The 25,873-nt window shown below is 39.7% G+C and carries 26 protein-coding genes; 9 read left to right on the forward strand and 17 right to left on the reverse strand.

From position 1 onward, the window contains the following. Positions 1-39: 39 nt before the first annotated feature. The 7 genes from RBR61_RS00675 (at position 40) to RBR61_RS00705 (ending at position 5,909) form a co-directional block, all read left to right on the forward strand. Entirely contained in the window at positions 40-390 is a 351-nt protein-coding gene (locus tag RBR61_RS00675; protein ID WP_320341591.1) for an MmcQ/YjbR family DNA-binding protein, read from the forward strand. Between the two features lie 16 nt (positions 391-406). Further along, a complete protein-coding gene (locus RBR61_RS00680) occupies positions 407-2,215 on the forward strand; it encodes a P-loop NTPase fold protein (RefSeq protein WP_320341592.1) in 1,809 nt (602 codons plus the stop codon). A gap of 167 nt (positions 2,216-2,382) precedes the next feature. After that, on the forward strand, positions 2,383-2,574 hold the full coding sequence (locus tag RBR61_RS00685) for a hypothetical protein (RefSeq protein WP_320341593.1): 192 nt from the start codon (positions 2,383-2,385) through the stop codon (positions 2,572-2,574). 16 nt (positions 2,575-2,590) lie between these two features. After that, positions 2,591-3,583, forward strand: a complete 993-nt coding sequence (locus tag RBR61_RS00690) for a virulence protein RhuM/Fic/DOC family protein (protein ID WP_320341594.1) — start codon at positions 2,591-2,593, stop codon at positions 3,581-3,583. A 51-nt stretch (positions 3,584-3,634) separates the two neighbouring features. After that, positions 3,635-3,859 (forward strand): DUF2798 domain-containing protein, encoded by a 225-nt coding sequence (locus tag RBR61_RS00695; protein WP_320341595.1) that lies wholly within the window; start codon positions 3,635-3,637, stop codon positions 3,857-3,859. A 92-nt stretch (positions 3,860-3,951) separates the two neighbouring features. Beyond that, a complete protein-coding gene (locus RBR61_RS00700; protein ID WP_320341596.1) occupies positions 3,952-5,706 on the forward strand; it encodes a Na/Pi symporter in 1,755 nt (584 codons plus the stop codon). Beyond that, complete coding sequence (locus tag RBR61_RS00705; RefSeq protein WP_320341597.1) at positions 5,703-5,909, forward strand: hypothetical protein; 207 nt, start codon at positions 5,703-5,705, stop codon at positions 5,907-5,909. The genes RBR61_RS00700 and RBR61_RS00705 overlap by 4 nt, the downstream gene beginning before the upstream one ends. 4 nt (positions 5,910-5,913) lie before the next feature. Here RBR61_RS00705 and RBR61_RS00710 read toward each other — a convergent pair whose 3' ends face one another. The 8 genes from RBR61_RS00710 to RBR61_RS00745 all read right to left on the reverse strand — a co-directional run bounded on the left by RBR61_RS00710 (position 5,914) and on the right by RBR61_RS00745 (position 14,198). Further along, complete coding sequence (locus RBR61_RS00710; RefSeq protein ID WP_320341598.1) at positions 5,914-8,931, reverse strand: EAL domain-containing protein; 3,018 nt, start codon at positions 8,929-8,931, stop codon at positions 5,914-5,916. 94 nt (positions 8,932-9,025) lie between these two features. Continuing rightward, entirely contained in the window at positions 9,026-10,081 is a 1,056-nt protein-coding gene (locus RBR61_RS00715; protein WP_320341599.1) for a nicotinate-nucleotide--dimethylbenzimidazole phosphoribosyltransferase, read from the reverse strand. Beyond that, entirely contained in the window at positions 10,081-10,959 is an 879-nt protein-coding gene (locus RBR61_RS00720) for a mechanosensitive ion channel domain-containing protein (protein WP_320341600.1), read from the reverse strand. Before RBR61_RS00720 ends, RBR61_RS00715 begins: the two co-directional genes overlap by 1 nt. 12 nt (positions 10,960-10,971) lie before the next feature. Then, positions 10,972-12,171, reverse strand: a complete 1,200-nt coding sequence (locus tag RBR61_RS00725; RefSeq protein ID WP_320341601.1) for a hypothetical protein — start codon at positions 12,169-12,171, stop codon at positions 10,972-10,974. A 33-nt stretch (positions 12,172-12,204) separates the two neighbouring features. Next, on the reverse strand, positions 12,205-12,744 hold the full coding sequence (locus tag RBR61_RS00730; protein ID WP_320341602.1) for a histidine phosphatase family protein: 540 nt from the start codon (positions 12,742-12,744) through the stop codon (positions 12,205-12,207). Then, entirely contained in the window at positions 12,741-13,466 is a 726-nt protein-coding gene (locus RBR61_RS00735; RefSeq protein WP_320341603.1) for an adenosylcobinamide-GDP ribazoletransferase, read from the reverse strand. The genes RBR61_RS00730 and RBR61_RS00735 overlap by 4 nt, the downstream gene beginning before the upstream one ends. Beyond that, positions 13,463-13,966, reverse strand: coding sequence for a bifunctional adenosylcobinamide kinase/adenosylcobinamide-phosphate guanylyltransferase (locus RBR61_RS00740; RefSeq protein WP_320341604.1), 504 nt, complete (start codon positions 13,964-13,966; stop codon positions 13,463-13,465). The genes RBR61_RS00735 and RBR61_RS00740 overlap by 4 nt, the downstream gene beginning before the upstream one ends. A 106-nt stretch (positions 13,967-14,072) precedes the next feature. Continuing rightward, positions 14,073-14,198, reverse strand: coding sequence for a hypothetical protein (locus RBR61_RS00745; protein WP_320341605.1), 126 nt, complete (start codon positions 14,196-14,198; stop codon positions 14,073-14,075). Positions 14,199-14,438: 240 nt separating this feature from the next. Here RBR61_RS00745 and RBR61_RS00750 point away from each other — a divergent pair, with 240 nt between their 5' ends. Next, positions 14,439-14,735, forward strand: coding sequence for an STAS-like domain-containing protein (locus RBR61_RS00750; protein ID WP_320341606.1), 297 nt, complete (start codon positions 14,439-14,441; stop codon positions 14,733-14,735). Here the strand turns inward: RBR61_RS00750 and RBR61_RS00755 are convergent. Both RBR61_RS00755 and RBR61_RS00760 read right to left on the reverse strand, forming a co-directional pair. Next, positions 14,732-15,565 (reverse strand): ATP-binding protein, encoded by an 834-nt coding sequence (locus RBR61_RS00755; RefSeq protein WP_320341607.1) that lies wholly within the window; start codon positions 15,563-15,565, stop codon positions 14,732-14,734. The two genes, RBR61_RS00750 and RBR61_RS00755, sit on opposite strands and share 4 nt — an antisense overlap. Positions 15,566-15,625: 60 nt before the next feature. Then, positions 15,626-17,011 (reverse strand): cobyric acid synthase, encoded by a 1,386-nt coding sequence (locus tag RBR61_RS00760; RefSeq protein ID WP_320341608.1) that lies wholly within the window; start codon positions 17,009-17,011, stop codon positions 15,626-15,628. A gap of 134 nt (positions 17,012-17,145) precedes the next feature. Between RBR61_RS00760 and RBR61_RS00765 the strand changes: the two genes are divergently transcribed. Further along, a complete protein-coding gene (locus RBR61_RS00765; protein ID WP_320341609.1) occupies positions 17,146-18,261 on the forward strand; it encodes a methyl-accepting chemotaxis protein in 1,116 nt (371 codons plus the stop codon). Here RBR61_RS00765 and RBR61_RS00770 read toward each other — a convergent pair. Genes RBR61_RS00770 through RBR61_RS00800 form a run of 7 tightly spaced genes read right to left on the reverse strand, consistent with a single transcriptional unit; the run spans position 18,258 to position 25,870 of the window. Beyond that, positions 18,258-19,946 carry a hypothetical protein gene (locus tag RBR61_RS00770; RefSeq protein WP_320341610.1) on the reverse strand — a complete coding sequence of 563 codons (1,689 nt, stop codon included), beginning with the start codon at positions 19,944-19,946 and terminating at the stop codon, positions 18,258-18,260. The genes RBR61_RS00765 and RBR61_RS00770 overlap by 4 nt on opposite strands. Beyond that, positions 19,943-21,319: a PhoH family protein gene (locus RBR61_RS00775; protein ID WP_320341611.1), complete on the reverse strand. Its 1,377-nt coding sequence runs from the start codon at positions 21,317-21,319 to the stop codon at positions 19,943-19,945. Before RBR61_RS00775 ends, RBR61_RS00770 begins: the two co-directional genes overlap by 4 nt. 23 nt (positions 21,320-21,342) lie before the next feature. Further along, entirely contained in the window at positions 21,343-21,765 is a 423-nt protein-coding gene (locus RBR61_RS00780) for a hypothetical protein (RefSeq protein WP_320341612.1), read from the reverse strand. Beyond that, positions 21,762-23,384: a YcaO-like family protein gene (locus RBR61_RS00785; RefSeq protein WP_320341613.1), complete on the reverse strand. Its 1,623-nt coding sequence runs from the start codon at positions 23,382-23,384 to the stop codon at positions 21,762-21,764. Before RBR61_RS00785 ends, RBR61_RS00780 begins: the two co-directional genes overlap by 4 nt. Next, positions 23,381-24,343 (reverse strand): iron ABC transporter permease, encoded by a 963-nt coding sequence (locus tag RBR61_RS00790; protein WP_320341614.1) that lies wholly within the window; start codon positions 24,341-24,343, stop codon positions 23,381-23,383. Before RBR61_RS00790 ends, RBR61_RS00785 begins: the two co-directional genes overlap by 4 nt. Beyond that, entirely contained in the window at positions 24,336-25,061 is a 726-nt protein-coding gene (locus RBR61_RS00795) for an ABC transporter ATP-binding protein (protein ID WP_320341615.1), read from the reverse strand. Before RBR61_RS00795 ends, RBR61_RS00790 begins: the two co-directional genes overlap by 8 nt. Next, positions 25,058-25,870, reverse strand: coding sequence for a helical backbone metal receptor (locus RBR61_RS00800; protein WP_320341616.1), 813 nt, complete (start codon positions 25,868-25,870; stop codon positions 25,058-25,060). Before RBR61_RS00800 ends, RBR61_RS00795 begins: the two co-directional genes overlap by 4 nt. Between the last annotated feature and the right edge of the window lie 3 nt (positions 25,871-25,873).

Below are 25,873 nucleotides of genomic sequence, written 5' to 3' on the forward strand. Positions count from 1 at the left end.
GTATGATTGATCCTAGTTTTTAGTTAAGAGGTATGCAAAATGAACTTTACAGAACTAAATGCCTATTTGCTCTCTAAAAAAGGAGCGACTTTTGACTATCCGTTTGATAAAACGGTACGTGTATATCGCATCGCCGATAAAATGTTTGCACTTACGGCAGATGAAGAGCCGCTATCCATAAACCTAAAATGCGATCCTATCTACGCCCTAGAGCTTCGTTCTTTGTATGATTCGATAAAAGGCGGCTACCATATGAACAAAAAACACTGGAACACAGTCACACTCGGCGGTGACGTTGATAATGCGCTTTTAAAAGAGCTAATCGACCACTCCTATGAGCTTGTTTACGATAAACTTACCAAAAAACAAAAAGAGTTACTCGGTAGATAAAAATGAAAGGAAGAATATGTTTTTAGATAAGATTATTCATTATTTATTTGGAGAAAATATGAAACAAAAAGACTATATTTCAAAAGAGATACCAATTTTAGAAAAACAATTGAAATTGATATTAAAAGATGATAATTTAAAAGAAGGTGTTGTTATCAGTCTTCAAGGTAATTGGGGGATTGGGAAAACTTATTTTTGGGATGAATTTGCAAAACATAGCTGGAATGAAAATCAACAAGTATATATTTCATTATTTGGAAAACATAAGTTAGATGATATAAAAAAACAAATAGTTTTAAAAGTTTTTGATAGAAATAAAATAGCAAACTTTATTGATAACAATCCTATTATAGGAAAAATCATAGAGAAGAAATGGGGATTAGACGCCTCACTTATTGCAAATGCTTTCACTACTGAAACTTTTAAAGGCATAGTATTGTGTTTTGATGATTTTGAGAGAATTTCTCCAAATTTAAGTATAACAGAAATTTTAGGTTTTATATCAGAACTCAAAGAACAGCATAAATGTAAGATAGTTATTATTAATAACAATGATTCTTTAAAAGAACAGGATAGTTTAAATCACAAAAAGATTTTGAAAAAACAAATGGTGAAATCAGACTATCTCAAGTCCATAGGAGCATCCACAGATGAAGATATCTTAGATGAATATGAGATAGTTGAAAAGTTTTTTATGACTCAAACAAATAATCAAGAAATATTTGATAAGTTTAGTGAAAAAATTATTGATTATAGATTGTATTATGAACCGCATTACAGCGATAATCTAAATCTTGTTAAAGATAAGAATTTGAAATTTGTAAACTGGGAACTGGTTGAAGAATTATTATCAAAAGTTACTGATGCAAATAAACGATGTAATATTAGATTAATGAAACAACTGGTCTCAAAGTTGAAACTTTTTGAAGATTTAGTAGATAATTCAATTAATGAAAAAATATCAAATAGTTTAGTACATGAACTTTTTAAAAATATTTTTTATCAATCTTATCTAGGCGTAGAGAAATTTGATTTTGCAAATATTGATACCTTGCATAAGTTCTTAGAAGATATTTTGCAAAAGCATTATTTAGACAAAGAAAAATTTAATATAGCTTTGAAGGAATTAAATGATGAAATGAATATAAATGACGATAAAAACGAAATATATGATCAATCCAAAAAAATTTATAATCAATTTTTGTATGATTTAAAATATGATGACAATCAATTTATAAATGATTTTTATCAATTATTTGAATCTAATAAAAATGACATTGTTAAAATTGTAAGCATTGAAAGTTTTCAGTGGTATATTGAGCTTATGATAAAAGTAGATGGTAATCAAAAAAAATATCAAGACTTATATCTTGATGCAATGAAAAAATATATAGATTATGTAGTAAAAGAAAATCAAGATATAGCTAATTTTATGGCTAAGAAAGAGATGTCTATTTTTGAGCAAAACAAAGAAATTAAGAACTATTTTGATGAGCAAAGAAATAATTTAGTTCTTCAAAAAACAAGTGATATAGCATCAGTAATTAAAGCTATGAAAGAACCAAAAAGAAAACGAGGATATAGTCCGAGTGATGAAGAGCTGTTAAATAGTCTTTCAAAAAAACAGCATATTGGGTGGATGGAAGATAGTGCTGAATACTTAAAAGCTTCATTTGATTTTGTTAATTGGGTAAAAGGTTTTTCTGGAACTAAGCCATTTGAAAAAACTTATCGTAATATCATTGAAGCTATTCAGGAGCTTAGTCAAAAACCAGAATATAAAAATAAATTGGAATTAATGACTCAGTATTTTGAAAAAAAGTAAAACACTATAAGAAACTCTATGATTTTAAATTTCTCAACCCTAAGTGAATCAAAAACACACAGCGTATCGACTGTAAAAGAAGTTTCATGACAAATTGCAATATTTTTTATTACTATCTGTTTTTCTTGCTAATATGTCTGTAATTATTTGATTTTTGGAGTGCGTCGATGATAGAAAAAAAGTTCCCAGACATAGTAATACTATCGCTCAAAGCAAAAGATTTTGCAACGGAAATTACCAAGTACAAAGTAAAAGCTCAAAATATGAGCTGTAAAAGTCAAATCTCAAATGAACATGTAACTAACAATAAAGCGGTAAGAGACTTGCTCGTCTCTCGTGGAATAGTAAAGATAGGTTGAAATAAGGAAAAAGACAATGAATAATCAAATCAAGTCAGACATAATCATCTACAAAGATATAAACGGAGAGATAAAGCTTGATGTATCGCTTGAGGACGATACTGTATGGCTCAGTCAGAAGCAGATGTCTTTGCTTTTTGATAAAAGTACAAAAACTATTTCAGAACATATAGGCAATATTTTTAAAGAAGAGGAACTTGAAAAAGATTCAGTTGTCCGGAATTTCCGGACAACTGCGAGTGATGGTAAAAAGTATGATGTTTTATACTATAGCCTTGATGTTATCATCTCAGTTGGTTATCGCGTAAAATCAAAACGAGGCACAGCATTTCGTATTTGGGCAACAAAAGTTCTAAAAGAGTATCTCGTAAACGGCTATGCTATCAACCAAAAAAGACTGGAGCAAAAAGGGCTCAAAGAGCTAAACGAGACTATATCACTCTTGCAAAATACTATCTCACAAAGCGAGCTTGAGCTTCATGAAGCCAAAGGGTTGTTGGATGTGATACTAAACTACTCTCGTACTTGGTCACTGTTGCAAGGCTACGATGAGGACTCTTTACATGTAAATATTGAGCCAAAAGAGGCAAAGTTCGTTTTGGATTTTGATGAGGCGAAAGAGGCTATCGCACAACTAAAGAGTGAGCTTATGAGAAAGGGTGAGGCTACCGAGCTTTTTGGGCGAGAAAAAGCTGGAGAGTTTGGCGGAATGGTGCGAAACATCTACCAAACATTTGGCGGTGTTGATTTGCTCCCTAGCGTAGAAGAGAAAGCGGCAAATTTGCTCTACTACATAATCAAAGGGCATCCTTTTAATGACGGCAACAAACGCATCGGTGCTTTTATGTTTATTCTCTTTTTGTCTAAAAACAATATGCTTTATAAAAATAGCGGCGAGTTAAAAATCAACGATAACGCACTTGTGGCACTTTCACTCATGACTGCCAAAAGTGACCCGCAACAAAAAGATACCGTGATAAATCTGATAATAAATATCTTGGGGGAATAGATGGATAAACAACTTTTAGAATTGCAACGCAAAAAATAGCGAAGGAAAAAAATGGTTTCAGCAAAATATCTTCATCAGGTTCAAGCACTTTTGCTCTCGGGCTTTATGAGCTTTATTATGTCGGGAGCGATCACATTTATTAACTTGGGGTTGGTGGATGATTTCGTCTCAATTTGGATACATGCATGGCTGGTAGCTTATGTTATTGCATTTCCGACCATACTGCTTGTATTTCCTTTTGCACGCAAGCTTGCCATGAAAATAGCATCCAAATAAAAATGTCTATTTCGTCCCTGTTTGTTAAAAAGCAAATTTAAAACAAAAGATAGTAGTATGCTAAATAAGAGTTATTTTACCCAAGGTCGTTGATGTTTAAAAAGTACTATTTTCAGTTTTTCTTACTTGCACTTGCATTTGTGGTCTTTTACAGCGACGACTACAAGATAATCATAGCGGGTGTCGCTATATTTTTGGTCGGAATGCTTTTTATGGAGGACGGCTTTAAGTTATTTAGCGGCGGTGTGCTTGAGAGGGTGCTGCAGGTAAGTACGGATACTTTGCCAAAGGCGATAGGCACGGGGTTTGTAGCGACTGCCATTATGCAGAGCTCATCTTTGGTCTCGGTCATTATCATCTCGTTTTTAAGTGCGGAGCTTATCACGCTCAGCGGCGCTATTGGAGTAATATTCGGCTCAAACATCGGCTCAACAACAACGGCTTGGATAGTCTCTGCTTTTGGTGTTAAGATAGATATTGCAACTTTTGCAATGCCGATGATAATCTTTGGAGCAGTGCTTAAGTTCGCCCAGTCCAAGAGTTATCAGGGGGTGGGAAAGATACTTCTTGGACTGGGATTTGTTTTTCTTGGTATTGATTATATGAAAGACGGTTTTGAGGTCTTGGAAAAAAGCCTTGACATCTCAAAGTTCGCGGTCGAGGGTTATCTGGGTGCTTTGGTCTATATCTCGCTTGGAGTTGTCGCAACAGTAATTATGCAATCCAGCGGTGCTACTATGGCGCTTATCATCACAGCTCTTGCGGCAAACCAGATCATCTACATCAATGCGATAGAGCTGGCAATCGGTGCAAATATAGGTACTACCATTACGGCAGTTCTTGGCTCTATCTCATCAAACTCTAACGGCAAGAGAGTCGCCCTTGCACACTTTATCTTTAACATCATAACGGCATCGTTTGCAATTCTTTTTCTCTACCCGCTTAGTGACCTGACGACATTTTTGGCCTTAAAAGTCGGTATTGCTGATGATGACTACGCTATGAAACTTGCACTTTTTCACACGATATTCAATATTATCGGGGTGATGATGGTATCGCCTTTTACGCACAGGCTCGTGAAGTATTTGGAGACGCTTTTTATAGAGGTAAATATCTATGCGTTAAAACCGCTCTATCTTGACAATGTCGTCATCAATGTTCCCGACGCGGCGATCGAGTCTATAAAAAAAGAGATAATCCATCTCTATAACAGCGCCATTGAAGCTATTTCGCACTCTATGTTCCTGCATCGCCACGAGTTTATAGGGAGCAAAGATATTGAGGGAGTGGTGAAGAGCTCCGAGATAAGTATAAATACGGACGTAAACGAGTTCTATGCAAGCAAGATAAAATCGCTATACGGCGAGATCATCCACTATGCAACGCTTTCTCAGGAGAATATGAACGAAGATGACCAGAACAGGGTGTATGATCTAAAGCTTGCTTCACGCGAGATAGTAGAGGCTCTAAAAAGCATGAGAGATCTACAAAAAAACATCTTTTACTACTCCAAGTCTAAAAATCAGTATATAAAAGAGGAGTATGACAACCTAAGAGTATACATCGCAAAGACGATCGATACCATAGAGAAGTTAAAAGAGCATGATGATGAACTTGATGTCATCTCCACTATCGAGCTTTTAAAAGAGAGCACAAAGGTTCTTGACAGTATAAAAAACAGCAGGATCGATGGGCTAATAAGGGAGAAGAAGATCGACTCTAAGATGGCAACATCGCTTATTAACGACAGCTCGTTCGCGTACGATGTAACACAAAGGTTGATACAAGTCGCTACAATATTGTGGATAAAGGATGTGGACATAAGAACATTGGGGGTAAAAGAATGAAGATAGATAAAGTATTTGAAGGGATAGAGAAGCTCTTCTTCAGTGAGATAAACGATGAGAAAAAACAGGAGAAGCTAAGAGAGAAGCTTCATAAAAAGATAGAGCAGACGAAAAAAGAGATAAAGAGCGCAAAGGATGAAGAGGAAGCTTCAGATCTAAGAGCCAAGCTCTATATCTTAAAAAAGCTTCTTGAGAGAGTTTAGTTTTTTAAATACCCTCTTTTGGTTCCGAGAAGTAGTATCCCTGAGAGTAGTCGATGCCCAGCTCTTTTACTATTTTAAATATCTCTTCACTCTCCACAAACTCTGCTACGGTTTTCATGCCGAGTTTCTTGGAGAACTCTACGATGGTCGATACGACCAAAAATGCGTTCTCGTCCTTGTCTATATTTTTGATGATCGAGCCGTCTATCTTTAGGTAGTCCGCTTTTAGCTTTATAAGATACTCAAAGTTGCTATAACCCGTTCCAAAGTCGTCGATGGCAATTTTACAGTTATACTTTTTGACCTCGCCGATAAAGTTCATAACGCCTTCGAAATTCTCCATATATTCAGACTCCACTATCTCAAAGACGACTCTTGGGCCGATGTCGTACTTCTCTAGCATGGAGAGGATATATTTGGATATCTTTGGTTCTACTATATCTAGGATCGAGAGGTTTATGGAGAATTCGACATCCTTTTCTTTAAACATCTCAAATGTCTGAGAGATAACTGTTTTAGTGATCTCAAAGTACTGTCTTGTCTGTTTTGCCACGTCAAGGAAGAAGAATGGAGATACCACCTTTTGGCCGTCTTTCATCCTCACCAGACACTCATACTTTTCGTAAGAGAGGTTCGAGTTATTGACTATCGGCTGATAATAGGTAATGATATTTTTCTCTCTAAGCGCATTTGAGAGCTTTCTTGTCCATGTAATGTTGTTTTCATACTGGCGGTTCAAGGATATCTCTTCGCTATAGACCAAGAAATCGACGTTGCTCTTCTTAGCTACATTAAGCGCCATATTCGCGGTTGAGAGGAGATGCTCTTTGTCCTCAAAAGAGATACCGCAGGTACAAGAGATGAGCATCTCTTCATCTTTTATGGTAAATTTCTCTTTAATGGCGGCGAGTATCTTTTTGACCTTCTCTACCAACTCTTTTCTTGAGTAGTCTATGGCAATGGCTATAAACTCATCCCCCTGAAGTCTGTAAAATCTGAAGTTTTCATTTTGTAAAAATAGGTCATATATTTTGTTTGCGGTAGACTTGATTATCATATCCCCAAACTGGTGTCCGTAGAAGTCGTTTATCTGTCTGAAGTTGTCTATGTTAAATACCGCAACGGAGATGTTTTCAAGCTCCTGCATCTCGTAGTTAAGTCTAAATCTGTTTCCGCATCCTGTAAGCGGATCTGTTTTTGCGATGCGTTCAAACTCTTTTCTCTGCTCTACGATCTCGGTTATGTCAAATTTTATGACAAGATATTCCACTATCTCGTCATTTAGATCTTTAATAGGAACTATCGTGGTCTTTGCCCAGAAATCTTTTCCAGATTTTGTTAAGTTCTTTATTACGCCGTGCCAGATGTTGCCCTTTGATACGCTCTCCCATATCTCTTTATAACTCTCTGTCGTTGAATCCGAACACCCTATGACACTCTGGTTTTTGCCGACAAGCTCTTCAAGCTTGTATTCGGTTATCTCTAAAAATTTGTCATTTGCGTATGTAATGTTTCCGTATTTGTCCACTCTTGAGAGTATAGTGCTTGAGTCTATCGCTTTTTCATACTCTTTGGAGAGGTGAATAGAGTAGTCGAAGTTTTTTGTTGAGATTTTTAGCTGCTTCTCAAAGTAGCTTGCTATCTCTTTTTGCTGTGTTATGTCGGTTCTCATTCCGATATACTCTACAACATTGCCGTCGCTGTCTAGAATGGGGTTGATGATAGCTCTTAACCAGTGTGAAGTGCCGTCTTTTGATAGATTTTTCATATCTCCGACCCAGGTCTTTTTTAGATCCTTGATGGTATGCCACAGGTCGGCAAATACCTCTTTTTTCATATCAGGATGTCTCATGATGTTATGGGATTTTCCGATAAGCTCCTCTTTGGAGTAGCCGCTAAGCTTGCAGAACTCTTCGTTTACATAAGTTATTATGCCCTCCGCATCCGTCTTTGAGACTATAAAAGTTCCGTCCACGGTAGATTTGTACTGCTCTAAAAGGGCTTGCGAATTACCGTACTCTCTCTCCAGAGTGTCGGCTGAGAAGAGTATCTTTCTGACTATAAGTACCATTAAAAATGTAACGACAATGGCAGATATGACTAAAAATGTAATAAGTGCTATAAGTTTGTAAGATGTGAAATCAAGCTTGTCGTTTATGAGTGTTTTGACATCGCTAAAGAGTCTGTCTTCTACCTCTTTCAGAAGATTGATGGTCTTTGTAGATTTTTCAAACCAGTACGAGGGCACTATACCCAGTTCTGCCTCATAACGCTTTTTAACTGCAGTATGTATCATCCTAAAAGTTTCATTTACCGCTTCGCCTCTGTAGACATCATAGTAGAAGTTCAGAATGTCCATAGGTGCCGTGGTCTTAAAGTTGTTCGTTTCAAGAGCATATATACGCAGATCCTCTTTAAATGCCGTGAACGGTTCATCCAGATACTCTTTGCTTGTAAACAGCTCTACCAGTATGGCTCTGGTCTGTCCCAAAGCCTCTTTAGCGGAAGATAGATAGCTGTATGACTGTATGTAGTTTCTATTCTCCATATCGTCCATCTGCGCAGGAGTAGCTTTTATGAGATCAAGAAAAAATGAGATATTTTTCGTATAGTAGGCTCTTGCATTGATGGTAGAGAGTCCGAGAAGGTTGTCATTATTTCTTGATCTGATCTTATCGAGGTGCGAGAGGGTGTCTACATTGTTTCTGCAGACGGTGCATTTTGATATTATGCTTCTTGCCTCTGCTATAGCGCGGTTGAGGTTCTTTTTTGCCTCCAATAGAGCTTCATCGTTCTCGTCGAGCTTTCCCGCTGCAATGAGCCCGGATGTTACTCCGCGCTCTATCTGCATGTAGTGTACTACTTTTGATATTGTCTCTGCTTCAAGTATATGATGCTTTGTAAACTCAAGGTTTTTTTTGTCATCATATATTTCAAGCAAGATCATGGATGATAGAAGAATAACGAAAAATAGCGGAACAATCAGTAAGAAAAGCAGTCTCGCTTTTAAATCCAGTTTCATTCTTTAAGATCCCTTAGCTTTCAAAAGTAAACTCTCCATAGAAGTATTGTAGCATATTTAAATTTTTTGATATTGTTAAAAATCAATTTTAACACTACATGGAGTAGATGATATACTCTATCTCCTCTAAAAGTTTGTTGCAGTCTACTCCTTTTGCGGATGCGTATGCCAAGGCTGCCCCCGCACCGACCCCCTCTTTTGCTTCGCCTTCGTCATACTTTTTTAGCAGGGGAATGGTCGCTTTTTTAAATGAGAAGGTCGTATACACCGCGTGCGGCTTGTAACTTAAGAGCGATAGTATATGTGCAATATCCGAGTTTTTGTCATTTGCCACCCAAGAGGTGGTGGCAAGAGTGATATTCTCATCTTTTACTCTCATAAGAACATCTTCTCTAAGCTTGTCGGCAACGAGCAGACATGCCGCTATCTGTGTTCCGCCTGCAAGCACTACGTGAAATCTCCTCGAAGCGCTCATGATAAAACCTGCGCAAAAGATAAGCATATTGTCACTTACAACTGATAGTTTCTCAAAACTGCTCATCTCGCTGTTTATCAAAGAGAGAGCTTTGTCTATCGTCTCATCTTTTATGCCTTTTGGTATGTTTAAAAAGCTCGAAGAGAACTTGTCCCTGCAATCATATCCAAGAGCCAGGGCGGTTGCCGCTGCCGTCGTCGTTCCGCTTGGAGTTGACTCTCCCAAAATAAGATAGTTTCCTTTTAGTTCGTAACGCTCTCCCGCTTTCAAACCTTTTTCAAAAACGGCTCTTGCATCTATCTTCGCCCCTTCGGCAATTGAATCTGAGGGCAAAATGCCGAAGTCGTGACATATGGAGTGTTGAGGAGCTTTGCTAAGACCCAGGTTTAATATCTCAACTGCGCTAAATGGCGCGAGATTATGCACCGCTCTTGTAATAATCGCCGGAGTCGGTACGCCTGTCGGAGTCTCTGCGATCTCGCCCAAAGAGTAAACTCTCTGGTTGATGATAAATTCCGCATCAAGAGTCGGGGTAAGCGGTATCATCCCCGGGATACCCGCTTGTGTTATGCCATCTATCTCACAGGTCTTTGTAACAGAGGCTGCTAATAAAAAGTCAGCTTTGCCGCTTGGAATGGTATCTGGCTTGTTGGTAAATATGTTGTATGTGTTCATCACTCTAGATCATCCTTGCTGATAATGCCCTGCGAGAGAAGCTCTTTTATAACTATCTCCGTCATATCGCTCTTAAACTTAAACTCGTAGCGTATATCCATAACGTATGCCTTTAGCTCCATATCCAAAAAAGATTTGCGCTGATATATCTTGTTTGTAAATAGCACCTCGATAGGTTTGTTGAGGTAGATATATCTTGATATCTGTGCCGCTTCAACGGCTATCTTGCGGATCTTGTCGGTAGGCGCATCGACGGGAAGCATGATCTTTGCTACCACCTGACAGTATAGTTCGCCGGAGTTTGAGTTTGAGAGATCGGTGTTCATAAGCGACATATTCGGGATAACAACCATTGAATCATCCGGTGTGACTATCCGAGTTGCGCGAAGCCCGATGTTTATCACCTCTCCGTAATTATCACCCACTTTTATCTTATCGCCTACCTTAAAAGGGCGGTCAAATAGAAGCATGATGCCGCCGAAAATATTTTTAAGCAGATCCTGCGTTGCAAAACCGATCGCTATTGCGACCGAAGCCAAGGCAGTTAGGAGCATCTCCTGCGGAGGATTGTAGATGACTTTTATGATAATTATCACAAATAGCGTCCAAAGAGCAATTCTGATAATTGGAATAAGCCCTTTTATGGATATTCTCAGTCTGGAACTTTTTTCCGCAAAAAACTCCAAAGTTTTTGTAAAAAGAGTAATGGAGACATAGGCAAGAGCAAAAAAGAGGAGCGTCCAAAGAACTTTAGAGAGAGAGATTATTGTGATGATGCTCATAGGGTCAACTTTTGACGCATTGTTCTCAGATAGAACGTCCGCGGCAAAAAGTATCTGCGTAAAAAAGCTTAGAAAAAGTAGTGTTATTAGTCTCATCTCAGTACCCCGTTAATGAATATAGTTTTTAGAAGAGAGATAGTCGTGCAGATGCTTATAGATAGCCGGATTAATGTTATATTTATTGTGCGGCTGTATCAGCAGACCTTTCTCAAGCATAGGCATAAGCATCTTGCGGCACTCCTCGTGCGATTCATTCATAACGATGGCAAAGTCATGCAAAGTAAGCCCGTCATGCAGTATGAGTGCCTGAAGCGCAAAAAGGGCTTCGGAGGAGAGGTTCTTTATAAAGGAGTGGTCAAGATCGTCTATCTCTCTTACGCGAATCACATTTTCATCCATCTTCTCTATTGCGCGTACCCAGTAGAGCAGTGCAAGAGAGATGTTCCCGTTTGATAGTCTATGCAGCTGCTTAAAAAACTTATCACTCAAATAGGGCTGCTTCTCATCATCTTCAAGTTTTTCAAACGTGCTGTTCTTAAGGCTCTCCTCTTTTGGCAGAAACTCTGTTTTTAGATTTTCATACTCATTACGCTTGGAGATTATCTCTTTGATATTCTCCTGGCTTAGCGGCTCCATAACTATTTCGCTTGTAAAGTAGTTCGATATGGAGATGGTTTTGTCGAGAAAACTCCACGTCTCAGGGGTAAAAATACCTATCCAGAACACTTTTTTCGTAGTGTAAGAGATAACCTCGAACAGCATTTTAATGCTCTCGAATCCGCCAACTTTTTTCAAAAACATATGGTGAAGGTTCTCTAATATAATGATCTTTGCGCTCTGTGTATCATTCAGATGGTCGATAAGCTCTTTGTTCGTAGCGATGTTCTGCGTGCCCAAGAGAGAGTTGAAGTAGTTAAAGTACTCATCTTGGGTAAATATCTTCTCGTGAAGCTCGCCTCGAATAGTGTCTGTGGGCGGGATCGTCTCTAAAAAAGCATTTAGCAAAGATGTTACTCCGCACCCCTTCTCTGCGATGATGGCACATGTTACAAAACGGTTCTTCGTCCAGTTGGTAAAAGAGTCCTCAAGCTTTTGGAGCTCCTTTTGCCTGTTTACAAAAAATTGCGATCCGGCAGGAGCAGATTCATAGAGTTTTTTGTATCTATTTGGAAGTTCTTGGAGTGAGGATTCCGTCTCTTGCATAAATTCGGATAGCTCAAAGGAGATAGGCGCTTTTTTGTCGACTATGCCGAGACTTTTTTTTAACTGTTCAAATCTTTTTTGAAAAAATTCTAAAATAGCGCCCATTTTTCGACCTTGTTCCTCAAATCTTGGTTTATTTTAGCATATTTCAACTCTCGTTAGCGAGCCGTTCTCAACTTTTATGGCAAAAGCCTCCTCTAGTTCTATCTTATTTATGATTGAGAGCAAAACACGTATAACTCCCGCATGGGTAACGACCAAGATGTTCTCTTTTTCAAGCGATGGTAAAAACTTGAAAAAAAACTCCTCTACTCTTTTTGCGTACTCTTCGTGCGGCTCGCCGTCAAGAGAGTTTATCCACTGCAAAAAGTCAATATACTCCACTTCGCCCTCTGCAAGGATCTCATCAAAGCCAAGCCCTTCGTGCTTTCCCCACGATTTCTCTCTGAGCTTATCTGTAAAGATCGCATTTTTTAGATGCAGAGATGGCTGAAGCGTCTCTTTTGCACGTCTGAGATCCGAGCAGAAAACCGCATCAAACTCTATTGTGTCAAGCTTTTTTGCAAGCTCTTCTGCCTTAATTTTCCCGTTTTTTGATAAGCCTATGTCTATGTGTCCGTTATAGCAGTTCTTGTATCTCTCATCGACCTCTGCGTGGCGGATCAGTGTTACTTTCATATCAGACCAAAGAGCAGGAAGTTAAAGAGAATCAGCTCGTTCACCTCTATACTAAAGCCGTAAATATCGCCGGTAAATCCGCCGTATCTTTTTATAAAGACGCTTTTTATAACAAACAAAACTAACAGTGCGCTAACAAGCAGAAGCAGTTTGTTATAGAGTAGAACGATCAAGAGCGAGTAGGAAAATGCGATCAGCATCTGCTTTTTTGTAAACTCCTCTTTTGCCAAAGTCCCCATCCCGCTTGGGCTGATGTAAGGGTAGAAGTAGATGGCCAAAACGGCGTTTAGTCTTGAGAGCATCAGAATAAGCGGCAGAAGATAGAAAAGTTCAAAATGCGCCAAAGAGGAGGCTTTTAAGATAAGAAAAGTGACACCCATTATCATCCCCATTCCACCGACATGGGAATCTTTCATAACTTCCAAGGCTCTCTCTTTGGGAGCGTACAGACCGTCTACCGTGTCACTAAAACCGTCAAGATGAAGCGCACCGGTAAGCAGAACAAGCAGTCCGAAAATGATAATGCCAAGATGAACGGAATCGACATAAGGGCTTAAAAGCGTGTGCACTCCCCATAAAACTACGCCCAGCAAGAAGCCCACAAGCGGGTAGAACATAACGGCATAGCCGTTGATGCCTTTGTAAAAATCGTGAACTTTAAAAAAAGGAACAGTTGTTAACATAGAGATTGCTAGGGCAAAACCTTTAAAGATATCTCTCATTTTATCCTCGTCGAGATGCCGGCTACTGTGTGATAAACTTCGTCGCATGATGAAGCGATTAGCTGAGATAATTTTCCGCTGATATCTATAAACTCACGTGCCAAAGCATTGTCGGGAATGATACCGCAGCCGACATCGTTTAGGACAAAGACCACTGTTTTATCAAGCGCCAAAACGGCGTCCAGTTCTCTTTTCATATCGTCAAAGCCAAAACCGTGGTAGAGCATATTGTTTATCCATATACTAACACACTCTATTAAAACAGAACTCTCACATTTGGCAATTGTGTTATAAAGGTTCAGTGGCTCTTCTATAGTTTCAAACTGAACACTTCTTTGGAGTTTATGTGAGTCTATGCGCTTTTGCATCTCATCGTCTATAAACTCGGTAGTTGCCAGATAGATTGGTTTTTGCAAAGAGTTTTTAAGTGTATACGTCTCTGCATTTAGGGACTTTCCGCTTTTAATGCCGCCGATAAAGAGTGCTTTTTTTATTTTCATCCTGAAATTTTATCTAATGAAACGAAAAAGTGAGGTTTTGTGGAGAGATTTGTGTTGTAAAATTAAAAAAGCCCCATCCAGAAGCGGATGAGGCGTAACCCTAGTCTTAGTAAAGATCTTGAGTCGGGTGGTTGGTCTTAATGCCTTCAGTATTGCTACCGTTTTTTGTATCGTAAGTTACGATGTTGTCAGCTTGAAGAGCACCTAGTGTTAACGTGATTAGTAAAATCAATGTTTTCATTGTATATCCTTTGTTAAGAGAGCCTTACCCTCTAGTTATTTTTAAATCAGAGTAATTTTATCCGATTTAACTTTTAAGCTTCTAACGGTTTTTTAAGTACTCTTCTTAATTAAGACAATTTTTATCTTTTATTCAAGATTTTAATCTAGATAACCATTTTGTTATGGTATATTATTTGTGTATGTTTAAAAATTTTGGATAAACTTCCATAATTTTAAAAGGAGGCATCAGATGGTAATCAACATAAAAAAAGAAACCGGTGGTTTTGAGTTTGTTGGCTCAAGAGGTGCTGGAGAGATTGTAAGAAAGCTTATGAAAAAGGAGCTTGATAAAGGCAATAGCGTGACGCTTGATTTTGTAGGAATTGAGCAGGTTACACAGTCGTTTATAGATGAGTTTTTCGGAATTTTTATTAGAGCTTTCGGTATTGAATATATTAGAGGTAAAGTAAGACTTGTTAACGAGACGCAGGGCATAAAAGATACAATAAACTTTGTTATAAAATACTCTAAAGAGAGGTCTGCTTAAAAGTAGTCCTCATCTTCATCGTTTACAATCTCACTCCATAGATAATTTTTATTAAAATAGTCCATATCGTAGTTTATGTTTGCTTCATCAAATTCAAATGCGACAACTACGCCCTTCCATGGACTCTCTAGCTTTTTAGATTTAAAAGAGCCGTTTTCATATCTCAGCAAAGTATCGTTTGAGATTATTATAAATTTTCCTCCCGTAATATTTAATATCTCAAACATTGCATACAAACCAAAACCGGCATTTTTTTCATATCCGTACATTTTTTGCTTTGTTGCAGTAACTCCTTTTTCCAAAGCTTTGATAATCGCTTCTTCTTCAGTATCTATATTAAATTTTAGCTTTAGGTTAGTAAGAAAGCCGATGCCTCTGTCTGCTACGGCAAATTGTATTTTTTTATTTGTTGGATAGTATTGAGCCATTACATATCCACCAACGCTAGAGTCAGCGTGGTCTGCTACATTGTTCATAAGTTCTATAAAGAGGTATTGTAGATAGTTTTTTAAATCCTTTGTATCAGCGGGGGATAGTTCAGAAAAGTTTTTAAGCATTATTTCAGTCAAGTGGGTTGATATTTTATCAAGACCGTTTCTGTTTTTAATTTTTTCAATGGGGCTGTATGTTTTATTTGGTTTGTATTCTTGAATAATCATACTTCTTAAATAACTAGAATTTGTGAAAATATCAACTTTTTCATCATTTTGATAAGCTCTAACCATTGTAATAAAAATAGGCTCTATCCAATTAATATCATTAAATATGTTGTTTTTTGAATTAAACAAGCAGATATACTCTTCAATATTTGACATGTAGATATTTTTCATTTATTGTTTTCCTTAGGCAACAAGTAAGGTTTTATTTTAGCTAAAATAAACGAATTTCAACTAATAAATAAGCTCCTTTTTTATAAAATCCACATTCACGTTCTTTTCAATATGCTCGACAAACTCTTTTATTGCTTTGGCTTTGTACTCTTTAAAGTCGTACCCTTCATAGGTTTCATCTATTTTACAAAAGAGTTTGCAGCGAAACTCATCGCTCTCGAAGATGCCGTGCACAAAGGTCGCATAGAGATTTTTCTTCTTCACCACTCTTTTTTTAGCAACTCCGTTATGTATCTCATAACCATCTATCATGTGTCCGAAAAGATAGTAGCACCCTTTTTTTACGATCTTCTCTTTGCCAAAGAGTACATCGCCTTTTATGCGCCCGAAACCTTTGACCTCTTGCAGTTCGGATTCCACTCCGTCCGGGTCTAAGATGCGCTCAAACATCATCTCGTAGCCGCCGCAGATAGCGACAATCTTTTGTTTTTTTGAAGTTAAAATTTCTTCAAACCCACGTTTTCGCAGCCACGCCAGATCATCAACCACTCTTTTGCTCCCCGGAAGAACAATAAGGTCACAAGCATAAGCTTCACTCGGATTTGAGATAAAAGAGAGCGTAACTTCCTTGTCCGCAACAAGCGGTTCAAAGTCGGTAAAGTTGCTGATGTGCGGGAGTTTTATAACGCCTACTTTTATTTTTGCTTTTGAGTTATCCTGAACATAGTTCATTATGGATTGGCTGTCTTCAAAACCGAGGTTGAATGCTCTGTATGGCACAACGCCCAAAACTTTGATGCCGAACTTCTTCTCTATGATAACTCTGCCCTCATCAAAAAGAGTTATGTCACCTCGAAATTTATTGACTATAACGCCTATGACATTGTCGCGCAGTTTTTTCGGCAACAGTTTGTAAACACCGTAGATAGAGGCAAAAACGCCGCCGCGCTCAATGTCTGCGACCAAGATTATTTTTGTGTCAAACTCACTTGCTATGTAGATATTTGAGAGGTCTTTGTCCATTAGGTTAAGTTCGACAGGACTTCCAGCCCCCTCGGCTACAATGACGTCATACTCATCTTTGAGTTTTAAAAACGCCTCTTTTACGATGGGCTGGAGTTTTTTTATGTCACGGTAATACGCGTGCACATCCTTTTCGCCCACGCTTTTGCCGTTGATGATAAGATGTGCGCTGTTTTTTGAGCCTGACTTTAGCAAAACAGGATTCATATAAGGTGTGGTTTTTAGCCCTATCGCTTCCGCCGCAAAGTGCTGGGGAATTGCTATCTCGCCGCCCTCATCCGTAACATGTGAATTGTTCGAGACGTTCTGGGCTTTAAAGGGTGCTACGCTGATGTCGCGATGGTGCAGAAGATATGTAAGTGCAAAACTGAGTGTAGATTTTCCGGCGTCGCTGCTTGTGCCGAAGATACTTAGTGAGTTCATTTTATTGCTTTTAGTGAAGTTTTATAAGAGTTCTATTTTATCCAAAAAAAACATATTTTAGACACATTTAATAAGCTGTTTATGAAAAGAAGTGTACTATCTGCAAACAAATAAAAAACGTATAGAGGTTGTGAATGTTCTTTGGTAAAAGCGATAAAAGCAGAGTAGAGTTAGATGCTAAGGATAAAGTTATAGAGGCTCTTAAAAATGAGCTTGATGATGCAAATGCCAAAATAAGAGAGCTGGAGCAAAATGCCAACAGAGTAGATGAGAATCAGATAATGAACGAGCTGATCAAATCTTTAACCGCAAGCTTGACGCAGGCTTGTACTACCGATATGGCACATCTTCAAACAGATCTGACAGACAACTTAAAGGCGCTCGAAGATATAGACAAAAGAAGCAATCTCAACTCTGAGAGCGCAGAGGAGTCGCTTTTAAGCACAAATAGTTTAATGACGACCATGAGCTCTCTGCTTGAGCACATAACAAGTACGTACGATCAGGTAAACACTTTAAATACAAATGTCGAAAACATCTCGGATGTGATAAATCTCATAAGAGACATAAGCGACCAGACAAACCTTCTTGCCCTAAATGCTGCGATCGAAGCGGCACGTGCAGGTGAACACGGAAGAGGGTTCGCGGTTGTTGCCGATGAGGTAAGAAAACTAGCAGAGAGAACGCAGAAGGCAACGGCTGAAGTTGAGATAACGGTTCAAAGTCTCAAGCAAAATACGCAGGAGGTTCACGAACACTCCAAGTCGATGGAGGAGCTATCCGTAAACTCAAATGAGCAGATAGAGTCGCTTCAGCATAAGATGAGCGCTCTGCGAGATAGCTCCAAGATTATTGCCGTAGAGAATCAAGATGTCACAAATGCGATATTTATGACATTGATAAAACTAGACCATCTTCTCTTTAAAGCCAACGGCTACAAGGTGGTATTTAAAGGGGAGACTCATACGGAGTTTGTCTCTCATAAAGAGTGCCGCCTGGGAAGATGGTATGAGAGCGGCATAGGAAAAGAGAAGTTTAGTAAAACTCAAAGTTACTCAAAACTGGACTTGCCGCACTCGCTTGTTCACGATAACATCAAAAAAGCTGTTGAGTGTGTAGAGAACGGCACCTGCACGAGAGAGTCAAAAAATGTCATGAGCTATTTTAGCGAGGCAGAAAAAGCAAGTCATGCGGTAATAGATATTTTAGACGCAATGTTAAAAGAGGAGAGAAGCAGCAGGCATCATTAAGCATCGTCTTGCGCTCTCCACTCCGTGTTTTTTTCAAAAACAAATATCAGAATCTCTCTAAGGCTCTCTATCATCTGCTTTGTAAGCTCTTTTTTGTTGCAGTAGAGAAAAAAAGGAACGGTGTTTAGCATTGATTTCTTGAGTCTTTTTCTCAACGTGGAGACCTCATCAACCGGGATGAGGTTCTTGCCGTTATAGAGCGAAAAATCTTTCGAGATGCCTAGGTTAAAAGAGACTATCTGGTAAGCAAAGGCAGTATTGTTTTTATTTTCATAGTGCGTTACAAAATTTTGAAGCGAATTTTTTAAGATAAAGAGCCTTGCTTCGCTGATGTATCCGAAACTTTCGCGAAACTGATACTTTTGCGTCATGTTAAAGCCCAAGACATCATAAAAATCGTTTAGGTTTTTCCAAAGAGAGTAGAAATATTTTTTGCCAAAGAGTACCTCTTCGTAAATCATAAGCATCTTTTGTTTCTCTTTTACTTTGGAGTATTTGAGACTGAAATACTCCTTCTTAAAGAGCGAGATAAGCCAGTTCTCATCAAGAAGACTGATGGTGTCTAGCCTTTTTTGATTAGAGGGCGCATCTAAAAAACTCCATAGCATCGATATGTCGTTTCGCTTCGACTTTGTCCGTTTTACAAAGTGCTCCGCGGTGAGATAGAGAATGAGATTCTCAAGCATGGCATCCTTTTTTGCTATCTCATGGTTAAAGATCACCTTTTTATAGAGGTTAAAGCGCATCTCAAGCATATGCTCTATATCTAAAATGGCACTGTCGAAGAAAGTGACCTTATATTTACGCTCTTTTAGACTTAAAACACTCTGTTTTGCTATGCGAAGCAGGTCAACTGCTCCGCCGATGTAGCCGCTTGCAAGCATATCTCTGTTGATGTAGTCAAGTCTGTCGGCATCAACGGTCGCATCTATAAAAGAGTGCAGTACGCTAAAATCAAACCCGCCGAACTCTGCATCTTGAAGAATATAGTCAACCACTCTGTAGATAAGCGCGATATACTCTCGGTCATGGTCGGCGGTAAAATCTTGAAGTATCTCATAGGTAAGAAGCATTTTTGCAAACTCCACGCCCATAGCCTCATGAAGAACATGAGAGTTTTTGTCTGTCAGTTTCTCATAAAAGGCGAGAAATTTTTGTTCTTCCTTATTTGGCTCTTTTAAAAGCGAGAGTCTCTCATAAAGACTTTGCATAGCGTATTCGCTTTGATGTGAAAAAGGCAGATGCCCTACGTCATGTAAAAGAGCTACAAGGCGCAGTGCTTGAAGAGAGATAAGATAGGCATACTTCTCTTTTGAGTTTTTTAGCGGGATAAGAAACTGGTAGAGCGTATCGTCCTCAAAGAGGGAGCACTTCTTTATCTTGTTTTGCAGAGAGAGCTCGGATTCGATCTTTATGACAGCTTTATAAAGCTCTTTAAAAAAGAGTGAGCGAACGTCGCTTTTTGCATTTAAGAGCGCTCCTTTGTACATGTGAGAAGCGAGGTGCATTGTTCCCAAGCTATGGATATATCTTTTAGTGTTGATAGAGGGAAAAGCAAAGTATGCAAGCGCATTTTGAGTGATGAACTGCAGTCGGCTGAGTATCTTGGTCTGAAGGATCTTGCCTTCAAGCTTTGTGTACTCAATGTGACTGTAGATAGTGTCGTTGATAAACCTACTGGTCACTTAGACCTCTCAAACACTCTCTCACTAAACTCCGCAAATTTTCCGCGCACCGCTTTTTCAAGCTCTATGGCAAACATATTAAGCTCAGGATGTGCCGTTCTCGTCTGTTTTAAAAGTGTTGTCAGACCGTTGTTGTACTTGTTGAGATAGAGGTTGTCTATCTGTCTGTTTGAGCCGATAACAATTGCCATACAGCTCTCATCAAGCCGTGAGAGTATAAGCTGTGTCGTCTTTTCACTGCTGTTTTGCCACTCGTCCATGATGACGATAGCCTCGCTCAGAGTCCTTCCACGAGCTTCTCCGGGCCAGAGTGTCTGGATGTCGTATCTTGCCGTAAGCTCCTCTGTTTTAGAGCGAACAGACTCTGGATTTTCAGTGTTCACTCCCTTTTTAAGCCGTTTTTTTGCAATAAACTCTAGGGTGTCGCTCAGAGCCATATTGTAGATGCGAAACTTCTCGTCGTTGCCGGACAAAAAGCCAACTTCCGCTCCTCTGTCGATGGACTCTATGGAGTTTCGCACATAGACTATTTTGTCGTAAAGCCCTTTATCTATAAGTCTCATTGCAGCGACAAAAGACATAAGCGTCTTTCCGCTTCCCGCTTTTGCGTCGATAACGAGGAGATTGTAAACATTTTCTATAATGGCTTTGACAAAAAACTTCTGTTTAAGGTTCGCAGGCTTTACGGCAAGAGGATTAAAATCGCTCTCTTCCATGACCATTACTTTGTCGTTCGCAACAATGCCATATGCGCTGTTTCCGTCACTTGATTCAAACGTGTAGCAAAAATTTTCGGACTTATGTTCGCTGTCTATCTCTTTGATATTTTGAAGATTGAGATTGTTGAAGTATATGGACTCAAGCGGCGCGTTTTTTACAAAGGCAAAATCGGGAACTTCGCTCTTGTCATTACTCAGCGTTTGGGTCTTTATGTTTTTAAATAGCGCGAATGTTCTTGCATAGATGTCGATAGAGATAAAGATGACCTTTTGCCCTTTGTAGTAATCTCTTGCAACCTCGGCAGCTTCTATAATGCGTTTGTCATTGCTCTCTGAGATATGGTGCTGTTCAATCTGGGTGTCGTAGCTGTCCTTGGAGATGATATGGATGACTATATCGCCTTTGTATAGTTTTACAACCTTATAGTTTTTCTTATAGTCTATCTCTTTGATCTTGGTGGAGGCTAAAAATCTGGCAAACTCTCTTGAGTAGTAGCCGAGTTCGTTTGTGAGTTTCTTTTTATCTTCAAGTTCAAGCAGTACCGTCTCGGGTATCACGACTATGTTAGAACCGTTATCGCTAAGAGTCTCTATATTTTGCAGGTTTTGCAAAATAATATTTGTGTCTACGACATAAACTTTTTCTTTTTTCATCTCAAAATAGTATGAGATATTTGTTACATAGCGGTTACTTTGTTCATGATCTTTTTCCAGTCAAGGTCAAACTTCTTTTTCACGTAAGCTCTGTGATGAGGTACGGTGCATTTTGAGCAGTCCTGATGGATCGCTCCGCCGGCCGCAAGCTTGGAGCCGTTGTTTATGTCGCAACGACTTAGTATTTTTGCTCCGTTGTACTCCCCAAGTCCCTCGTCGTTAAACCTGAAGTGCGGGCATCCGCAGAGGTAGCAGTTGAGCTTCTCAATGTCGTGGCACTTTACGGGCTCTTTGTAGAGCGGGCAGAAGTCGTTCTCCTCTTTTACCATATTCTCAAAATCAAAATAGTCTATGATCTCATCTTCGCTTAAACCACGCGCTACAAGTTTCTCGACTATCTTTTTATGTTTTTGGGCATGTTTCTCAAACCACTCTGTATAGCTCATGATAATATACTCCTTTTTTTAACTTCAACTCTGTCATACATCTCCAGCATATTTGAGTAGTCTTTATGAAGCGTTACATCTATAAAAAACTCCTCTTTGTCCAAGATACGTACCGCTTTTTCAACTCTCTCCCCAGTGAAAACTGCATAAAGAGCCTCTTTGTACTCCTCAAAAGAGAGCCCTGCTTCACGCATATGAATAAGCTCTGAAACAACGTGCCCGAGTTTGTTCTCGCCAAACTCCAAAAGCTCAAGCGCCTCATCCCTCTCGCCCAAAAGGAGATGGCTTTGTGCCTTAAACTCCGCCATTGTAAAGTTGTTTTGAAATATAACGCCGATGTATTTCTCCATACTTAAAGAGTTATCAAGCGATGCGACTTCGTCCAAAATATCCGCCGGGTCATATTCGCTGAAGTTCAAGACCATATCGCGGATGAGTTTGCCGCTGTTCTTGTTGTTATAGACTAAATCCTCTATGGGATAGACCTCGGAGACGCCAGGGATAAGTATCTGGCATGAGTAGAATCCTAGGTAGTCATACTCTCTTATGTATATCTCTTTGCACATCTCTTTGGCGATGTTGGTTAAATATTCAAACTCATTATCTATGCCCTCTTTGTCGTATCTCCAAGGAGCAAACTCAAAGCTCTTTTTGCTGCTTAAAAAGCCAAACCCAAGCTTTCCGTTGGAGTCCACGAAGTGGGACTCCAGATTGAAGCTATCAGCTACTATGCTCATGTCAAAAGTAGGGGTCTCAAAACTCTCAAGGCTATTTAAGTCACGTCCCTGCATAAGCTCCGTCATTGTTCTCTCCAGCGAGACCTCCAAGATGGGGTGCGCGCCGAAAGAGACAAAGAGAGTTGAGTTCTTGGGGTTTATAAGCGAGATAGCGGTCACGGGAAACACTCCGCCAAGCGAAGCGTCAAGAACCTCGACTATGTAGCCTCTGTCTCTAAGCGCGCTCACATCACTGCTGACTTTCTTAAATGTGGCAAGAAGTTCGGATGGAAATTGCGGCAGAGCATAACCGTTTTTGATAATCTGAAGTTTTGCGTATCGTTCATATATCTCGCTCAGAGCCTGAACTTGCGCCTCTTTTGGCGTATTGCCCGCTGCAAGACCGTTGCTTACATAGAGATTGCTTAAGATGTTAAGAGGAAAATAGATATTTTTGCCATCGGAAAATCTTTTAAAAGGCAGAGCGAGTATTTTATCTGTATAGTCGCTGTTGTAGTCCACCAGATCCTCATCGCTGAGTTCGCCATGAGGGTCGTAAATATTGAGAAGCTCATCATCCAAAAAATCACCGCCGAACTCAAATAGCGCTTCATCCGGGTATATTTTACGATCCGGGAGATAAAAATCGCTAAAGAAGTTGTTTGTCTGAAGCCGCTCGATATACTCTCCCAATGCGCTTGCCGTGGAAGCCTCGCTTGAGACTCCTTTGCCGTTTGAGTAGATATGCGCGGGTGCTTCTGTTGAACTTAGATTGAGCGAGTAGCAGTTTTGCAGGGGATGCTTCTCTTGTGACATCGTAGTTTTGCAGCCGACATCATCCAAGACCTTTTGCATCTTTGCGATGGACTCCTCCAACGGAGCTGCTTTTGATAAAAGATTCACTGTTTTTTCCTTATGATTAAGTATATGAAAAACGGTCCGCCGATAAGAGCGGTTATTATTCCGATGGGAAGCTCGCTGTTTGTAGAGAGAGCTCTTGTGAGAGTGTCACAAAAAACCAAAAAGAGTCCTCCAAAGAGAGCCGTTTTTACGATGCGCCTGTTTACGGTAGAGGGGTGGAGTTTTGCAATTATGTGCGGAGTTATAAGTCCTACAAAGCCGATAGGTCCGCTAATGCTTACAAGTATGCCGATAGCAAAAGAGGAGACGATAAGTAGCACTCTCGTCGTTTTTTTGGTATCCAACCCTTTTAGTCTGGCACTCTCATCCGATATGCCTAAAAGCTGAAGCTCAAAACGGTAGATGTATATAACGGTGAGTAAAAAAGCAGCTATAAAACCTACAATAACAGGGTTTTGCCACCCTATCACCGAGAGCGAGCCCATAGTGAAACGGATAAGCATATCGTTTTGGATGGCACTTCCCAGATAAAAGACGATCATAAGGGCGGAGGTGTAAAACAGCGATAGAGCGATCCCAAGCAGCAGAAGCGACTCATGATGTGCATTTTTTAGAAATCGTGAGAGATAAAGAAGCAAAAAGACGCTCAATAGCGCGCCGAAAAAGCCAAAGAGATGAATAGCGCCAAGACCCAAAAAGAGGCTTCCCAGACCGAATTTTATGGCTACTCCCGCACCTAAGACCGCACCGCTTGAGATGCCCAGAGTGTAGGGTGTCATTAGTGCATTGCGAAAGAGCGTCTGAAAGAGCAGACCGCTAAGAGCAAGTATGACTCCCGCAGAAAAAGCAAACAGGACCCGCGGTACTCTAAGTTCAAAAAAGATATTTGAAGCAAGAGTGGAGAGGTCAAATATCTCGCCTATCTTAAGCTCTACCGCACCGACAAACGGAGAGAATAGAAAAATTGCAATAAGCAGAAACCAGAGTAGATATTTACCCATATTTTACCGCCAGTGAGTAGAACTCGACTCCCCAGAGCTCTTTTAAAACCTCGTCGTCAAAAAACTCTCTTGCGTATAGATGCGCTTTTTTATCTTTGATAAAAGCGATAGGGCTATCTATATAACATGCCAGATGCAGGTCATGCGTGATAAGTATGACCTGATGCGTCTCTTTTAGCTTTTTTATATATTGCGCGATCACTTTTGAGTTATGCGGGTCAAGGTTTGCGGTAGGTTCGTCAAAGATGATTATTTTGCTCTCCTGCGTGAGTGCCGCTGCTATAAGTGCCAGTTGCTGCTCTCCCGAGCTCAAAGAGGCAAGAGTGTGCTCTCTTAGGTGTTCAAGCCCAAGAAGCCTTATCTTTTGATCGGCTATTGCTCTATCTTTGTGCGAATACTCAAAAAAGCTCTTTTTATAGGCAAATCTTCCAAGAAGAACAAAATCCTCTAAGGTTATGAACGAGTCATAAATTTCAAGCTTTGCCGGAATGTAAGAGACACTCTTTGCCATCTCTAAGAGTGAGAGCTCTTTTGCATCTACTCCGTCAATCCGCACCTCTCCACCGTACGGGATAAGTGCACATATTGCACGTACAAGCGTGCTTTTGCCTGAGCCGTTCGCACCGAGTATGCTAAGGTGTGATTCTATATTTATGTTTATATCTTGCAGGATCATGTCGCTGCCGTAACTGCAAGAGAGCGATCTTAGCTCTATCATCTGTCCATCTCCCTGCAGAGCCGCTCTATTGTGAGGGCAACTCTGTTTGATGGTATGTTGATATAACTCTCATCCACCACCGTTATACGGCCGTTTTTGCTTGCGTTAGTTGGAAGTGAGTGCCATGCACTCAAGGCTTTTTCTTTGTCAACCGAACTGTTTGAGGCGTCTGAGTGGAGTATGATGATCTGCTCAGGGTTGAGTGCTATAACATTTTCATAACCTAAAACGGGTTGGTTTGTTTGGTTAGCACTGTATGCGTTAGTGTTGCCGCAGAGGTTTATGATGTCATTAAAAAAGATATTGTTGCCTGCTATATAGATGCCGCCTCTTAGATCTTCATAAAGACCGAAAACTATCATGACTCTATGGGCTTGCCTGTTTTTAGGAGCATCTTTTATGGCATCGTCGATCTCTTTTATAATCTCATCGGCAGTTGCGTTTAGCTCATCTGCGACTTTTTTGATCGAGTTTTTAATATCGTTGATAGTGTTTAGTTTTATAGAGAGGGTCCTGATATTAAACTTTTCAAGCTTCTCCAGGGTTTGGCGGCTGAAATCCTGACCGATCACCAGAGTGGGAGAGAGGGCTATTATCTTCTCAAGGTTGGGGTTTGAGTAACCGCCGATGACAGGCAGAGCTTGCGCCTCTTTTGGATAGAGCGAGTAGTCACTTGTTGCAACCAAAGCGTCCCCTTTTTTTAGCGCAAAAACTATCTCTGTAATGGAGGGGCTAAGAGAGATTATTCTCTCATTAGCGCTTAGAGTGAGCGTAAAAAACAGCAGTATAAAAATGGCTCTTACGCTCAAGAG

Origin of the sequence: Sulfurimonas sp., assembly GCF_034005705.1 — a bacterium.
GTDB lineage: Bacteria > Campylobacterota > Campylobacteria > Campylobacterales > Sulfurimonadaceae > Sulfurimonas.